At 66.7% G+C, this 14,323-nt stretch carries 12 protein-coding genes and 1 tRNA gene; 8 read left to right on the top strand and 5 right to left on the bottom strand.

Annotated elements, in window-relative coordinates; all coding sequences use genetic code 11:
* Positions 1–58 precede the first annotated feature (58 nt).
* Positions 59–1,459 (bottom strand): phenylacetate--CoA ligase family protein, encoded by a 1,401-nt coding sequence (locus tag ACO06P_RS15110; RefSeq protein ID WP_420346061.1) that lies wholly within the window; start codon positions 1,457–1,459, stop codon positions 59–61.
* 199 nt (positions 1,460–1,658) lie between these two features.
* On the opposite strand from ACO06P_RS15110, the gene ACO06P_RS15105 reads away from it, so the two are divergent.
* The 3 genes from ACO06P_RS15105 to ACO06P_RS15095 all read left to right on the top strand — a co-directional run bounded on the left by ACO06P_RS15105 (position 1,659) and on the right by ACO06P_RS15095 (position 4,084).
* Entirely contained in the window at positions 1,659–2,789 is a 1,131-nt protein-coding gene (locus ACO06P_RS15105) for an ABC transporter ATP-binding protein (protein WP_420346060.1), read from the top strand.
* Positions 2,773–3,924: an alpha/beta fold hydrolase gene (locus ACO06P_RS15100; protein ID WP_420346059.1), complete on the top strand. Its 1,152-nt coding sequence runs from the start codon at positions 2,773–2,775 to the stop codon at positions 3,922–3,924. Before ACO06P_RS15105 ends, ACO06P_RS15100 begins: the two co-directional genes overlap by 17 nt.
* An 83-nt stretch (positions 3,925–4,007) precedes the next feature.
* A tRNA-Arg gene (locus ACO06P_RS15095) sits at positions 4,008–4,084 on the top strand.
* A 225-nt stretch (positions 4,085–4,309) separates the two neighbouring features.
* Here the strand turns inward: ACO06P_RS15095 and ACO06P_RS15090 are convergent.
* Positions 4,310–5,215, bottom strand: a complete 906-nt coding sequence (locus ACO06P_RS15090; protein ID WP_421938126.1) for a DMT family transporter — start codon at positions 5,213–5,215, stop codon at positions 4,310–4,312.
* A 29-nt stretch (positions 5,216–5,244) separates the two neighbouring features.
* A complete protein-coding gene (locus tag ACO06P_RS15085) occupies positions 5,245–6,168 on the bottom strand; it encodes a LysR family transcriptional regulator (protein ID WP_420346057.1) in 924 nt (307 codons plus the stop codon).
* A gap of 155 nt (positions 6,169–6,323) precedes the next feature.
* Here ACO06P_RS15085 and ACO06P_RS15080 point away from each other — a divergent pair, with 155 nt between their 5' ends.
* Entirely contained in the window at positions 6,324–6,515 is a 192-nt protein-coding gene (locus ACO06P_RS15080; RefSeq protein WP_420346056.1) for a hypothetical protein, read from the top strand.
* Positions 6,516–6,631: 116 nt separating this feature from the next.
* On the opposite strand, the gene ACO06P_RS15075 is transcribed toward ACO06P_RS15080, so the two are convergent.
* Together ACO06P_RS15075 and ACO06P_RS15070 are read right to left on the bottom strand one after the other, a co-directional pair.
* Positions 6,632–7,693 (bottom strand): hypothetical protein, encoded by a 1,062-nt coding sequence (locus ACO06P_RS15075; RefSeq protein ID WP_420346055.1) that lies wholly within the window; start codon positions 7,691–7,693, stop codon positions 6,632–6,634.
* 12 nt (positions 7,694–7,705) lie between these two features.
* Positions 7,706–8,788 carry a hypothetical protein gene (locus tag ACO06P_RS15070; protein ID WP_420346054.1) on the bottom strand — a complete coding sequence of 361 codons (1,083 nt, stop codon included), beginning with the start codon at positions 8,786–8,788 and terminating at the stop codon, positions 7,706–7,708.
* A 691-nt stretch (positions 8,789–9,479) separates the two neighbouring features.
* Here ACO06P_RS15070 and ACO06P_RS15065 point away from each other — a divergent pair.
* From ACO06P_RS15065 to ACO06P_RS15050, 4 genes are read left to right on the top strand one after another with little or no spacing between them, the layout of a single operon-like run.
* The gene (locus ACO06P_RS15065; RefSeq protein ID WP_420346053.1) at positions 9,480–10,775 is read left to right on the top strand and encodes an ABC transporter substrate-binding protein; all 1,296 of its coding nucleotides are present in this window, start codon (positions 9,480–9,482) and stop codon (positions 10,773–10,775) included.
* A gap of 30 nt (positions 10,776–10,805) precedes the next feature.
* Complete coding sequence (locus ACO06P_RS15060) at positions 10,806–11,774, top strand: carbohydrate ABC transporter permease (RefSeq protein ID WP_420346052.1); 969 nt, start codon at positions 10,806–10,808, stop codon at positions 11,772–11,774.
* On the top strand, positions 11,774–12,601 hold the full coding sequence (locus tag ACO06P_RS15055) for a carbohydrate ABC transporter permease (RefSeq protein WP_420346051.1): 828 nt from the start codon (positions 11,774–11,776) through the stop codon (positions 12,599–12,601). Before ACO06P_RS15060 ends, ACO06P_RS15055 begins: the two co-directional genes overlap by 1 nt.
* A complete protein-coding gene (locus ACO06P_RS15050; protein WP_420346050.1) occupies positions 12,598–14,322 on the top strand; it encodes an alpha-glucosidase family protein in 1,725 nt (574 codons plus the stop codon). Before ACO06P_RS15055 ends, ACO06P_RS15050 begins: the two co-directional genes overlap by 4 nt.
* Position 14,323 lies beyond the last annotated feature (1 nt).

Here is a 14,323-nt window from a genome sequence, read left to right as displayed (position 1 = left end):
CGCAGCCGCTAATCAATCCTTTCAAGTCCCCCCAACGGGCGGCGCGTCCCCGGCCTGTTCAGGCAGTCACCTCGGATCGGAAGTCCTCGAACTTTCCGCTCGGCCCGCGCAGGATTTCGTCGTGGTAGGTGATCGTGACGTTGAAGGGGTGTCCGCAGCGCTCGTGCAGCCAAGTACGAACTCTGGTTCCCTCCTCTTCGGTCAGCGGCCGCTCGGTCACCATGCGGATCTCAAAGTCCGTCACCGTTTTCTGGACCACCTGATATTGGCGGATTGCCGGGATTTCCGTGTAGTTGAAATCGCCCAGCAGCGGCCAGGCCCGGCGTCCGTCCGGATAGACGATCATGTTGCGCGCCCGCCCGAGGATGCGTTGCAGGACCGGCAGGCCACGCCCACAGGGACAGTCCGTCCCAACCTCGGCCAGGTCGCCAACGGCATAGCGGATCATCGGCATCGCAAAGTTGTGCAAGGGCGTGACCACCACCCTGCCCACCGCACCCGCCGCACAGTCGTTGCCGGCGTCGTCCAACACCTCCAGCAGCGCCACTTCGGACTGAACGTGATAAGCACCGTGTTCCGCGCACTGAAAGGCCAGATAGCCGGCCTCCTGGGTGCTGTAGAGATCGGCGATTTCCAGGCCCCAGACCTCCTGACAGAGATCTCTGACCGCAGGGCTCAGGACCTCGGAGAGCGTGCGCACCTGACGCAGGGTGGGATAGCGCTGGCCCGTGCGCCGGGAGTGCCGCAACAGCTCCCTGAGATTGGAAGGATAGGTCAGCAGGTAATCCGCGTCCTGCCGAGCGAGCCAGTCTGCTTGATCTTCGACCGCACTTCCGATTGACAGCATCGTGCTGGGACCGGTGGCGCAGAAGTCCTTGGTGGAACGGCCCCAGTCACCCGCTACGGAGCCCTGCGGATACTGCGCGACCCCAGTCGGAAAGGACCGGATCGCGGCCAGCTTCCCGGCGAAGTCGCGGCCCTGCCAGAGATGCTCGCGCAGGGTCATCGCGTCCCAGAACAGCTGCACGAGGCGCGTGCCTCTGGCCCTGATCGGCCGGCCCGTTGAACCGCTGGTGGAGAGCTCGTAGATCTCGCCGTGCGCCTCTGGAATCTGGGCGCTGTGCAGCCCTGCACCGGCCTCCTGTACCTCCGCGCGGGTCAGGACCGGGATGCGAGCCCAGATCTCTTCCGTCAGCGGCTGGCCGGGAACAAAGCCCGCCTGGGCCAGGCGGTCGCGGTAGAAGGGGACTTGACGGTAGGCATGATCCAGAAGCGCGCCGGCCTGGCGGAACTGCTCGCCGCGCAGCCGTGCGGCGCTCCACCACTGGCTCTGCTCCAGCTGCTGCAGCAACGCCGCCTTCAGCGCGGCCTGGGGTCCGGGCAGGGCCGGCCAGGCGATGGTTCTGTGCGCCGAAGGCAGGGGCCGATAGGGCGGCGGCGGCCTGGTCGGGGAGTCCATGCTTTCGCATAACAAAGCTTCGCGGATCAGGCAAACCGCCGGGAACGGCAGCGGGATTCCGGTTCGCGGTACCTGCCCCGCCACGGCGGCCCTTTGTTGACGCTTTCGGGGGCCGGTGCTACCCATGGCCGCCGCCGTGCGCGCCCCGGAACCGGCAGCGCCCGGGGCCGGCACCCGCGCTTCTTGCAGAAAGGCAGGCATGAACAGCGAAACCCCGCATACAGCCGCCCGGGCGCGCGCGCCGATGGGGTCCGGAGCCAAAGGCAGCCCCGGGAACGGCGCCGCGAGCGGGCCCGGGGCCAGCCCCGGAAACACCCCCGAGAGCGATGAACACCCGGTGGCGGCGGCCGGCGCCCTGCCGGCCCAGGCGGTTTCGGTGAAAGGCCTGACCAAGACCTACAAGGCCGCCGGCAAGGCGCCGGCGAAGAAAGCGCTGATCGACGTCGATCTGGATATTCCCCGTGGCTCCCTCTTCGGGCTCCTGGGGCCGAACGGGGCCGGCAAGTCGACCCTGATCAACATCCTGGCCGGGCTGGTGAACAAGACATCCGGCAGCGCCGAGATCTGGGGCTTCGATATCGACAGTTCCATGCGCCAGGCGCGCGCGGCCATCGGCGTGGTGCCGCAGGAATTGAACATCGACCCCTTCTTCACCCCCTATGAACTGCTCGAGCTGCAGGCCGGGCTCTACGGGGTGCCGCCGGCCGAGCGCCGCAGCGACGAGATTCTGGCGGCCATGGGTCTGGCGGACAAGGCCACGGCCTACGCCCGCACCCTCTCCGGCGGCATGCGCCGGCGCCTGATGGTCGCCAAGGCCATGGTCCACCAGCCGCCGGTGCTGGTGCTCGACGAACCGACCGCCGGCGTCGACATCGAACTGCGCCAGCAGCTCTGGGCCAACGTGCGCGAACTGAACCGGGCCGGCACGACGGTGCTGCTGACCACGCACTATCTGGAAGAAGCCGAGGAGCTCTGCGACCGCATCGCCATCATCAACCACGGCAAGGTGATCGCCTGCGACCGGACCGAGCGGCTGCTGGCGCGCCTCGACAGCAAGGCCCTGACCCTGATCTTCGACCGCGACCTGAGCGGCATCCCCGAAGCCCTGGCCCCCTTCAACCCGGAGCAGACCGCCGCGCGCCGCCTGCTGTTCCACTATCACGCCAGCGACAGCCCGGTGCCGCAGATCCTGGATGCGGTCTGCGGCGCGGGGCTTTCGGTCATCGACATGTCGACCGAGGAAGCCGATCTGGAAGACATCTTCCTGCAGCTGACCCGCGGCGCCCACGACGAAACACCCGAAGGCGGCGGCGATGGGGCGACAGGCTAGGGCGGACCGGGCCCAGCACGCCCTTCGGGCCCGGCAATCGCCGGGCGCCACGCGGCTTCTTGCCCTCTGCCTTATGCTGGCGCTCGCCGCCTGCGCGCCGCGCCTGGGGCCGCCGGGGCCCGGGCTGGCAACGATTCAGGTGGACGGCCGGACCCCGGACGGTCCGGTTTTGACGGAACGACACTTCATCACCGCCGACGGCTCCGAACTGCCGCTGCGCGCCTGGGCGCCGCCCGAGGGAACCGCGCCCCATGGAGTCCTTCTGGCGTTGCACGGCTTCAACGACTACGCCAACGCCTTCGCCGGCGCCGGCCCGGCCCTGGCCGAAGCGGGGCTGCAGGTCTACGCCTACGACCAGCGCGGCTTCGGCGCGGGCCCGCATCCGGGGCTCTGGGCCGGGGTCGAGCGCCTGACCGGCGACCTGAGCGATGCCGCCGCCCTGCTGCGTGTGCGCCATTCGGGGCTGCCGCTCTACCTGCTGGGGGAATCCATGGGCGGCGCCGTGGTGCTGGCGGCCCTCGACGGGCCACGGTCGCCGCAGGCGGAGGGCGTGATCCTGGTGGCGCCGGCGGTCTGGGCCCGCGACACCATGCCGCTCGGCCAGCGTGTCGCGCTCTGGCTCAGCGCGCGGCTCATTCCCTGGGCGCGCTTCAGCGGCCGCGGCCTGGGCCTTCAGGCCTCGGACAACATCGAGATGCTGCGCGGCCTCGGCCGCGACCCGCTGTTCATCAAGGAAACCCGGGTGGACGCGGTCTTCGGCCTCGTCAACCTGATGGACGCCGCCTATCAGGCCGCGCCGCGCCTGCGGACAGATGCGTTGCTGCTCTATGGCGAGAAGGACGAAATCGTGCCGGCGGAGCCGACCTTTGCCTTCTGGCGCCGCCTGCCGGCGGAGGCCGCCGCCCGCCAGCGCCGCGCCCTCTATGCCGAGGGCTGGCACATGCTGCTGCGCGATCTCCAGGCGCAGGTGGTGATCGACGACATCGCCGCCTGGACCCGCGACCGCCAGGCGCCCCTGCCCTCCGCCGCCGAGACCTATGCCGCGGCAGCCCTGGCCGGCGAGGCTCTGACCGAAGGGGGACAGGAGGCGGAAAAGACGGACGACACCGGAGACTGCGCGGCGGCGGCCTGCTGAGGCGTGCGCCTGCAAAGCGCTTTGCGCCGCCCAGACGAATGCAGTATGGTCGCCGCGTCCTGGAAGGGACCCTTTCCCATTGAGGACCCGTAGCTCAGCTGGATAGAGCGCTGCCCTCCGAAGGCAGAGGTCACAGGTTCGAATCCTGTCGGGTCCGCCAATTTCGTATTCATCCTCGATCCATTTGACGGCCCGCTGCGCTCTCCGCTTGTCGCACTCTCGCCGCTGACGGTCAGCGCAACAACGGCGCGACACCCGCAGCCAGCGCCGAGACCAGCGCGGCTGCCAGGAAAACCGCGCCAAGACGGCCGCCTACCGCCGCCGCCTCTCCGCGATCCGATAACAGCTTCGGGCGATTGACCCCTGTTCTTATCCGGCCCTGCCTTTAGCCAGCCCCGTCTTCACCGGAGCTGTCTTCATCGGAGCCGTCGGGAGACGAGTCCGCCCCCCGCGATCTCGGCGCGACGAGCAGGAGAGCGAGCAGAACGAGGGCCATGCTCGCGGCAATCCATGCCGTAACGCGCTCGTCGAAGAACAGGGCGCCCCAGACGACACCGGCGATGACCGCGACATATCCGGACTGCGATACGTAGACCGGTCCTCCCAGACGCATGATCCGAAAGTAAAGCCACACCTCAAGGGCCGAAAAGACCAGCAGTGCGCCGACGATCCAGTAGAGCGAGATCGAGAACGATGGCGGCGGCCCGGGCTCGGCCCACAGCAGATAGACCGGTACCATCAGGACAACGGCGGCGAAGGTCTCGCCGAAGGCGACTTCGAACGACTCAAGCCCAGGCGGCCAGAAGCGTGCGATCAGGGTATGGTAAAGCGCATAAACCAGCGGGACGGCCAACCCGACGGCAAGCCCAATACCGAAGACGTCCTCAAGCGCAGAGACGTCCTGTAACATCAGCGGCACGACCGACAGGAATCCCGCGCCGATCCCCAGCGCTTTTGTCCAGGTTATCTGCTCGATGCGCGTTGCCCCTGCGGCGAGCAGCGTCATGATCGGCGCAAGCGCGACGACCAGAGCCAGAGTGCCGGCACCGATGCGCGGGGCGGCGAAGAGTTCCATGAAAAACGGCAGCAGGTAGCCAAGCAGACCGCATCCGGCGAAGAACCACCAGGACGTGGCAGCGACACGGATGCGGCCGACGACAAGCAGGCAGCAGGCCGCAAAGATCAGCAGGTTGCCGAGGATGACCAGAGCGGCGAGCAGTGCGAACGGCAGGCCCGACTGCGCGGCGAACTTCATCAGCGAGAAGTTCAGGCCCCAGACGAGGCCGAGCAAGATGACCATCAAAGCGAGCCGCACCCGTTTCAAAGTCTCGGCCTCAGCGCTTGCCCGGCGCCGGCGAAGAGGGCGGCGTTGTCGTGGATGAGGGCGACCACACGGTCGGCGATGGTGCGGATGCGCGGGACGTCGCGCAGGTCCTGGTGCACCACCATCCAGGTCTCGCCACGCAGTTCGTCGATGGGTTCGGTCAGGCGCTGGAGGTCTGCTTCGGTGTCGGCGGAGTAGCAGGACAGCAGGCCGAGGCCGCCGCCGCCGCGGATGGCGTCCAGCTTCTCCGCCGGCGTGCTGCAGGCGACCCGCGCCTTGGCGGCGCCAAGCCGCGGCGCCAGCCAGCGCGCCGTCGAGAGATGCTGGCGCGCCTCGTCGTAGTCCACCCAGTCCCAGCGTGACCAGGCCGTCCCCGGCGGATCGTCGAGACTGAGCGTCACCTTGTTGCGGGCGACGTAGTCGCGGCTGGCGTAGACCGCAACCGCCGGCTCGGTCACCTTGCGCGCCATCAGATCGCCGCGCTCCGGCATGCGGTTGCGGATCGCGATGTCGGACTCCCGCCGCGACAGATTGGAGAACTGGGAGGAGGCGGCGATCTCCAGGTCCAGTCCGGGCAGGCCGTCCAGCAGCCGGGCGACCCGGTTGCAGAGGAAGCGGCACATGGCAGCCCCCGCGCTGATGCGCACGGAGCCCTCCAGCCTGTCGGAGACGGCCCGCCGGCGGTCCACCGCCTCGGCGGCGTCCGCCATCGCCCGAGCCATGGGCAGCAGCGTCCGGGCGGCCGCCGTCGGCACGTAGCCCCGGGGCAGGCGGTCGAACAGGCGCTCGTCCAGCGCATGCTCCAGGGCCTGGATGCGGCGGCCCACCGTCGGCTGGCTAAGACCCAGGCGTCGGGCCGCGGCCGAGAGGCTGCCGCTCTCCACCAGCGCCAGGAAGACCCGCAGATCGTCCCAGTTCATCGGAAATCCATTCATTTTTGAATGATACACTACGAAATTCGTCGATTTCCATTTGAAAGTGAATAGGAGACTGTGACGCTCCCTCGTCGCCGCACTGAACCGGGGCGGAACCGCGCGCGACCGCCTGAGGATCAGACAGCGCAAAGGAAAACGAGATGATGAGATCCCTTGAAGACCGGCTTCGCTGGATGCCGCCGTTCTGGGCCCGGCTGCGCGGTCTGGGCGCGCGCAGCGGCCCCTGCCGCAAGCCCAAGGTCCACGTGAAGGATCTGAGCGACCACATGCTGCGCGATCTGGGGCTGGGTGACAGAGCACAGGACAGTCAGCACCGTGACTCCTGGCGCTAGAACGGGCCTGGATTGGCGGGCCCGGATCTGGCGGGACTGGATCTGGCAGGCCTGGATCTGGCAGGTCGGGGTCGACGGCGACCGCGCGGGCCGGCCGTCAGCCCGCCGGCGCCCGCCTAGGCCTTGTCGTGATACTGGATGGCCTTCAGCCGTTCGAGGCCGGGGCGCATGGTGCTCATCAGAAAGTCGGCGCGGCGCAGCGGGCCGCCGCTGTCCGGGCGGGGAAACTCGTCCGTCCAGGCGCCCAGCTTGACCGTCGTGACGCAGAGCGCCCCGCCGATCTTGTTCTGATAGTCGACGATCAGCCGTTCCATACGCTGAAAGGACTCCTGGGACATGTCCTCCCACATATCGGCGGTGCGGTCGCGGAACATGGTCAGGATGTCGCCGACCTCCGCGACCGTCGTCGTGATCTTCGTCTCCACCTGCGAACAGGCCGCCATCAGCCCGCGCTCCTTGGACAGGTTGCGGTCCGCCTTGAGCGCCGCCAGGGCCTTCAGGAAGCGCTCCAGCTTCGGCCGCGAGGCGTCGAGGCAGGCCTGGTAGTAGGCGAGCGAGAGATAGACATCGCCGTAGTCCTGGAGAAACTTGGGAATGGCGGTGATGTCCAGGCGCAGCTGCCCGGCCAGCTTTGCGAGGTTCTTGCGCGCTTCCCCGGCATCGGGCGCGGCGAACAGGCCGACGAGGTCCTTCACGGACCGCTGCTCGTCGTCCTCACGCCCGAAGACCGCCCGAACCAGGGGGCGCGTGAAGGCGGCCATGTGCGGATCGAGGGCGCGCACCTTCTCTTCGGAGAGGCGCAGATCCTCCACGTTCTCCACATCGATTCCAAGCCGCCGGAGTTCCACCCGCATGCTGTAGACATCGTAGCTGGGCAGGCTGGCCAGGTTCTTGATCAGCGGCAGGTCGCCGCGGTTTCCATCGTCGAATTGAAAGACACGCGGCAGATCGGCCGGAGCGACCTGGCCGCTGCCGGCCTGCGCGTCGGTGAACAGTTCGACGACCCCCTCGAACTGGGCGTTCTTGATCAGCCGCGCTTCCCGCAGGCCGCCGGTCACGAGCGGCACGGTCGAAAGCGGCAGAATATGCAGCGAGTCCTTCGCTGAATCCTCGTTCAGATCCAGGAGCAAGGGAATCTCGTCGTGCGCGGCCTTTGCGGCGTCCTCACCAGTGGGCACGGAACGGCGTCCTCACTGCGGATCTTCGTAGCTGATGTCCTGCACCAGTTCCAGGCCGGGACGCATGTTGGTCATGAGGAAGTCCGCCCGGCTCCAGGGGCCGCCGCTTTCCTTCTGCGGGAACTGCTGGTTCCAGGCGTTCATCTTCACGGTGATGATGCAGAGCGCGGCGCCGATGCTGGTCTGATAGCCGATGATCATCGCCTCCATGCGGCGGAAGGTCTCCTCCGACATCTTCTCCCACATGTCGATGGTGCGGATGCGGAACATCTCCAGCACGTTGGCGATGTCGTGCACGACGCCGGTGATCTTGGTCTCCAGCATCTTGCAGGTGGCCATCAGGTTGGCGGCCTGCTTCAGGCTGGCGGTGTGCTGCATCTCCTCCATCGCGGCGAGGAAGCTGTGGATCTGCGGCTTGTTCTGATCGAGGCAGTACTGGTAGTAGGCGAGGGAGAGGTAGACGTCGCCGTAGTCCTCGATGAACTTGGGGATCGCAGTGACGTCGATGCGCATGCGGTGCGACAGGCGCGCCAGGTTTTCCCGCGCGACATCCATGTCCGGGGCGATGAAGAGCCCGATCAGATCCTTCAGGTCCTCCGGCTCCTTCTGCTCTGCACCATAGACGGCGTGCAGCAGCGGCCGGGTGAAACTGCGCATATGCGGGACAAGCCGGTTGCGCAGTTCCGGCGAGAGTTGCAGCGTGTCGACATCCTCCACCTCGATGCCCAGGCGCCGCATGGCGACCCGGACGGTGTAGACGTCGTAGCTGTTGAGCTGACTCAGGTGCTTGATGAGATCGAGGTCGGTCTTGTTGCGCCCGTCGAACTGGAAGACCTCGTTCAGGCGGTCCGGCGAGATCTGTCCGCTGCCCGACTTCTCGTCGGAAAACAGCTCGATCACACCCTCAAAACGGGAATTCTTGATCAGACGCGCCTTGCGGAGACCCGATGTGACGAGCGGCATTCCGGTCAGGGGCAGCTTGTGCAGCGTGTCCTTGTCCGGCGGTTCGGCGTCCAACGGAATATCGGATCGGACCGGCGGCCGCGAGTAGGACCGCAGGTGCGACTGCGCGACGGTGCTGTTACGTCCCTGCATGCAACCAGTACCCTTCTGTTCGACCCCGCAATGCAAGCACCCAGTCAGTGTTCAACGTCGTCAAAAGCAACCCAGACCATCCGGAATTCTTGTTTCTGCCGAACCCTCTGAATCATCTTCTATTATTCCGGGCAAAAGATAATAAACGATAAATCATGTTTCTATGAGATAATGATTAGTCCAATTTATCTAGGAACACCTTCAACTGAGGCGCAAGAGTCGGACTGCGCGAAGGAACAGCGGTTCTTCCACCCTCGCGCCGAAGGCGCGTCCTGGACAACGGTGGGCGCACCGCTCCGCCGCCCAGAACCCGGGGCGCAAGCAACGCCAAGCAGCGCAGGCGCACAACCGGACCGAGCCTTCGGGGCGTCCCCTATTGACCACTGGTCAACGCCGAAACAACGGCCTAGGGTTGTTTCGGTCGTTTTTTCGTATCAATTACGCGCGGGAGGTGTATAACCCGCGGCCATCGGGCGCGAGAGCGCCGATGAGCATCGAAGCGACAGAGATCGCGATGCGAAAGGCGGAGGCCGCACACGTCGGGCGGTGCCTTTCGATGGTGCGGCGCCCGGCACGAAGACCGGGAGCAAGGCCGACCGGTACCAAGACGAGACCGGTACGAAGACGAGACCGGCACCAAGACGAGACCGGCATCAAGAACGTCGGCAGCAATCCAGGCAGGGAGGACAAAATGAAAAAGGATCACAGGCGTATTGCGTTCCGCACGACCGTTGCGGCGGGAACCCTTCTGGCTGCGACCGCGTTCTCCGGCCCGGCTGCGCAGGCGGCCGAGGTTTCCATTGCCTGCGGCGCGCTGGGCGTCGAGTTCGAACTCTGCAAGCAGGGCGCCGAAGCCTGGGCGGCGGAGACCGGAAACACCGTGCGGCTGGTCAATACGCCGAACTCCACCACCGAGCGCCTGGCCCTCTATCAGCAGCTGCTGGCCGCCGGCGCCGAGGACATCGACGTCTTCCAGATCGACGTCATCTGGCCGGGCATGCTGGCCAACCACTTCATCGACCTGAAGCCCCACAGCAACGGCGCCGAGGCCGAGCACTTCCAGGCCATCGTCGAGAACAACACCGTCGACGACCGGCTCGTGGCCATGCCCTGGTTCACCGATGCCGGCATTCTTTATTACCGCAAGGACCTGCTGGAGAAGCACGGCAAGGCGGTGCCGGAGACCTGGCAGGACCTGACCGAGACCGCGGCGGCGGTCCAGGAGGCCGAGCGCTCCGACGGCAACGACAAGCTCTGGGGCTTCGTCTGGCAGGGCAGGGCCTATGAGGGCTTGACCTGCGACGCGCTGGAGTGGATCGACTCCTTCGGCGGCGGCGCCATCGTCGACGAGAACGGCAAGATCACCATCAACAACCCCCAGGCCGCGAAGGCCCTGGACATGGCCGCCTCCTGGATCGGCACCATCTCGCCGCCGGGCGTGCTGAACTATGCCGAGGAAGAAGCACGCGGCGTGTTCCAGTCGGGCAACGCCGTCTTCATGCGCAACTGGCCCTACGCCTGGGGGCTGGCCAACAGCGAAGACAGCCCGGTGCGCGACAAGGTCGGCGTCACGGCCCTGCCCAAGGGCGGGCCCGACGGCAAGAACAGCGGCACGCTGGGCGGCTGGCAACTTGCCGTTTCCAAGTACTCGGCCAACCCGGAGGCCGCGGTGAGCCTGGTGCTGTATCTCACCAGCGCCGAGGAACAGAAGCGCCGTGCCATCACCGGCGCCTACAACCCGACCATCGCCAGCCTCTACCAGGACGACGAGGTGCTGCTGGCCAATCCCTTCTTCGGCAATCTCTACGACACCTTCACCAACGCCGTGGCCCGGCCCTCCAAGGTCGCAGGGGCGAAGTACAACCGCGTCTCCAACGAGTTCTGGAATGCGACCCATGCCGTGCTTTCCGGCAAGACCGACGGCGCCACCAGCCTCGCCCAGCTGGAGAGGAAGCTGAAACGGATCAGCCGCAACGGACGCTGGTAGGACGGCACGGCTGAGGGGGGAGCCGGTGTCATGACCCAACAGACCCTCGATCACGCGGCAGCGGCCCCTGTGGCGGCGCCCGGGAAGCTGTCGCTCGGGCGCAGCCGCGTGCGGGCGGCCTGGATCTTCCTGGCGCCGATGCTCCTGGTGCTGCTGCTCGTGGCCGGCTGGCCCCTGGCCCGCACCATCTACTTCGGATTCACCGATGCCGACCTGTCGGACATCGCCAACTACGAATTCATCGGCTTCGCCAACTATCTGGAGTACGACGACGGAGAGTGGTACGGCCTGCTGGTCGATCCCGACTGGTGGAACGCAGTCCGCAACACCCTGGTCTTCGCCTTCATCTCGGTCAGCCTGGAAACGGCCCTCGGCCTCATCATCGCCCTGGCCCTCAACGCCAGCTTTCCCGGCCGCAGCCTCCTGCGCGCGGCGGTGCTGATCCCCTGGGCCATCCCCACGGTGGTCTCCGCCAAGATGTGGGGCTGGATGCTGCATGACCAGTTCGGCGTACTGAACGACATGCTGATGGGCCTCGGCATTCTCTCCCAGCCGGTCGCCTGGACCGCGGACCCCGAACTGGCGATGGCCGCCGTCATCATGGTGGACGTCTGGAAGACCACGCCCTTCATGGCGCTCCTGATCCTGGCCGGTCTGCAGATGCTGCCGTCGGACTGCTACGAGGCGGCGCGGGTGGACGGGGTGCATCCGGTGAAGGTCTTCTTTCGCATCACCCTGCCGCTGATCCGCCCGGCGATCATGGTGGCCGTGATCTTCCGCCTGCTCGATGCGCTGAGGATCTTCGACCTGATCTACGTCCTGACCTCCAACAGCACCGACACCATGTCGATGTCGGTCTACGCGCGCCAGCAGCTCGTCGACTTCCAGGCGGTCGGCTATGGCTCGGCTGCCTCGACGCTGCTGTTCATGGTGATCGCCGTGCTGACGGTGATCTACATCGTCGGCGGCAAGGTGAACCTGGGCGAGGGGAACCGCTGATGCGCGCGCTGGCTCTCAAAGGCGCCTTCGCGCTGCTGCTGGTGGCGATCGTCCTCTTCGCCGTCTTCCCCTTCTATTACGCCATCGTCTCGTCCTTCAAAACCGGCTCGGAGCTGTTCCGCGTCGATTACTTCCCCTTCTCCTGGAACTGGAGCAACTACGCCGCGGTTTTCGACCAGCAGCCCTTCGCCCGCAACATCGCGAACTCGGTGGCCGTGGCCGCCGCCGTGGTGGCGCTGTCGCTGTTCCTCGGAGTTACCGGTGCCTACGCCCTGGGGCGGGTGAAGTTCCGCGGCCGCGGCATGCTGCTGCTGACGATTCTGGGGGTTTCCATGTTTCCCCAGGTCGCCGTGCTGTCGGGCATGTTCGAGATGATCCGCTTCTTCGGACTCTACAACAACCTGCTGGGGCTGATCCTCGCCAACATGATTCTCACCCTGCCCTTCACGGTCTGGGTGCTGACCACCTTCATGCGCGAACTGCCGGTGGAACTGGAGGAGGCGGCGCTGGTGGACGGGGCCAGCCCCTGGGTGATCGTCACTCAGGTCTTCATGCCGCTGATGTGGCCGGCCATGGTGACCACCGGGTTGCTGGCCTTCATCGCCGCCTGGAACGAGTTCCTCTTCGCACTCACCTTTACCCTCACCAACGACCAGCGCACGGTGCCGGTGGCCATCGCGCTGATCACCGGCGCCAGCGAGAAAGAGCTGCCCTGGGGCAACATCATGGCCGCCTCGATCATCGTCACCGTGCCGATCATCGTTCTGGTGCTGATCTTCCAGCGCAAGATCGTCTCGGGCCTCACCGCCGGAGCGGTGAAGGGATGACGGCCGCGGGTGCCGGCCCGAACGGCGCTCCGCGCGGCGATGCCGAATGGTGGCGCGGCGCGGTGATCTATCAGATCTATCCGCGCAGCTTCCACGACGCCAGCGGCGACGGCCTTGGCGACCTGGCGGGCATCACCGAAAAGCTCGATCACGTCGCCAGCCTGGGCGTCGATGCGGTCTGGGTCTCGCCGTTCTTCAAGTCGCCGATGCGCGACTTCGGCTACGACGTCGCCGACTACCGCGCCGTCGACCCGCTCTTCGGAACCCTGGACGACTTCCGCAAGCTTCTGGAGAAAGCCCACGGCCTCGGCCTGAAGGTGCTCATCGACCTCGTGCTCAGCCACACCTCCGACGAGCACCCCTGGTTCCTGGAGAGCCGGCAGAGCCGCGACAACCCGAGGGCCGAGTGGTACGTCTGGGCCGACCCGAAGCCCGACGGCACGCCGCCCAACAACTGGCTGTCGATCTTCGGCGGCAGCGCCTGGGCCTGGGAACCGCGGCGGCGCCAGTATTATCTGCACAACTTCCTGACCTGCCAGCCCGACCTCAATCTGCACTGCCCGGCGGTGCAGGATCAGCTGCTGTCGGAGGCGGCCTTCTGGCTCGACCTGGGCGTGGACGGTTTCCGGCTCGACGCCGTCAACTTCTGCAGCCACGACCAGCAGCTGCGCGACAACCCGCCGCTGAAACCGGGCGAGCGGCCCACCGACGGGGTGCAGCTCGACAATCCCTATGCCTACCAGCGCCACCTCTACGACAAGACGCAGCCGGAGACCATCGACTTCCTGAAGCGTCTGCGCGTGCTGACCGACCGCTACGAGGGCCGTACGACCATGGGCGAAGTCAGCGGCGACGACTCGCTGCGCATCGCCGCCGACTACACCAGCGGCGGCGACCGCCTGAACATGGCCTACACCTTCAACCTGCTGACCTCCGACTTCTCGGCTGCGCATCTGCGCGGCGTCGTGGCGGAGATGGAGTCGGTGGCCGGCGACGGCTGGCCCTGCTGGGCCTTCAGCAATCACGATGTCATCCGCGCACCCTCGCGCTGGGCCGCAAGCGCGGAACAGGCCGAGGACGATGACTTCGCACGCCTGCTCATGGCGCTGTTGCTCAGCCTGCGCGGCTCGGTCTGCCTCTATCAGGGCGAAGAGCTGGGCCTCGTCGAGGCCGAGGTGCCCTTCGAGCGGCTTCAGGACCCCTACGGCAAGGCCTTCTGGCCCGAGTTCAAGGGCCGCGACGGCTGCCGGACGCCCATGCCCTGGAACGGCGGCGCCGACCACGCGGGCTTCTCGGCCGCCGAACCCTGGCTGCCGGTGGACCCGCGCCATCTGGAGCGCGCCGTCGACCGCCAGGACCACGTTCCCGGATCCCTGCTGAACGCCTACCGGGCGTTTCTGCGCTGGCGCCATCACCAACCGGCGCTGAGATGGGGAACGCTGCGCTTTCTGGAGAGCGAGGAACCGCTGCTGGCCTTCTACCGCCGCTGCCCCGAGCAACAGGTTATTGCCGCCTTCAATCTCGGCGCGGAGCCAAAAAGCCTGGCGCTTGCCGAGCCCGGCGGCATCGCACCGCTCGACGGCCACGGCTTTACGGCATCCTGGGAAAACGGCAGACTGACGTTGCCGCGCTACGGCGCGTTCTTTGCCTGCGCTGAGTTCGGAAAGCAGGCCCAGAACGCAAAACAAGAAGAAACCGGCAAGGGTATCGAGGGAGGATGAA

It is taken from the genome of Pelagibius sp. (genome assembly GCF_965227505.1).
Taxonomy (GTDB): domain Bacteria; phylum Pseudomonadota; class Alphaproteobacteria; order Kiloniellales; family Kiloniellaceae; genus Pelagibius.
The sequence above is the reverse complement of the archived record's forward strand: the minus strand, read 5'-3'. Positions and strand labels throughout refer to the sequence as shown.

What these genes read in the sequence shown, in the direction of transcription:
- ACO06P_RS15110 (WP_420346061.1), bottom strand. Translation starts at nt 1,459, where the DNA reads ATGGACTCCCCGACCAGGCCGCCGCCGCCCTATCGGCCCCTGCCTTCG.
- ACO06P_RS15105 (WP_420346060.1), top strand. Translation starts at nt 1,659, where the DNA reads ATGAACAGCGAAACCCCGCATACAGCCGCCCGGGCGCGCGCGCCGATG.
- ACO06P_RS15100 (WP_420346059.1), top strand. Translation starts at nt 2,773, where the DNA reads ATGGGGCGACAGGCTAGGGCGGACCGGGCCCAGCACGCCCTTCGGGCC.
- ACO06P_RS15085 (WP_420346057.1), bottom strand. Translation starts at nt 6,168, where the DNA reads ATGAACTGGGACGATCTGCGGGTCTTCCTGGCGCTGGTGGAGAGCGGC.
- ACO06P_RS15080 (WP_420346056.1), top strand. Translation starts at nt 6,324, where the DNA reads ATGATGAGATCCCTTGAAGACCGGCTTCGCTGGATGCCGCCGTTCTGG.
- ACO06P_RS15070 (WP_420346054.1), bottom strand. Translation starts at nt 8,788, where the DNA reads ATGCAGGGACGTAACAGCACCGTCGCGCAGTCGCACCTGCGGTCCTAC.
- ACO06P_RS15065 (WP_420346053.1), top strand. Translation starts at nt 9,480, where the DNA reads ATGAAAAAGGATCACAGGCGTATTGCGTTCCGCACGACCGTTGCGGCG.
- ACO06P_RS15060 (WP_420346052.1), top strand. Translation starts at nt 10,806, where the DNA reads ATGACCCAACAGACCCTCGATCACGCGGCAGCGGCCCCTGTGGCGGCG.
- ACO06P_RS15055 (WP_420346051.1), top strand. Translation starts at nt 11,774, where the DNA reads ATGCGCGCGCTGGCTCTCAAAGGCGCCTTCGCGCTGCTGCTGGTGGCG.
- ACO06P_RS15050 (WP_420346050.1), top strand. Translation starts at nt 12,598, where the DNA reads ATGACGGCCGCGGGTGCCGGCCCGAACGGCGCTCCGCGCGGCGATGCC.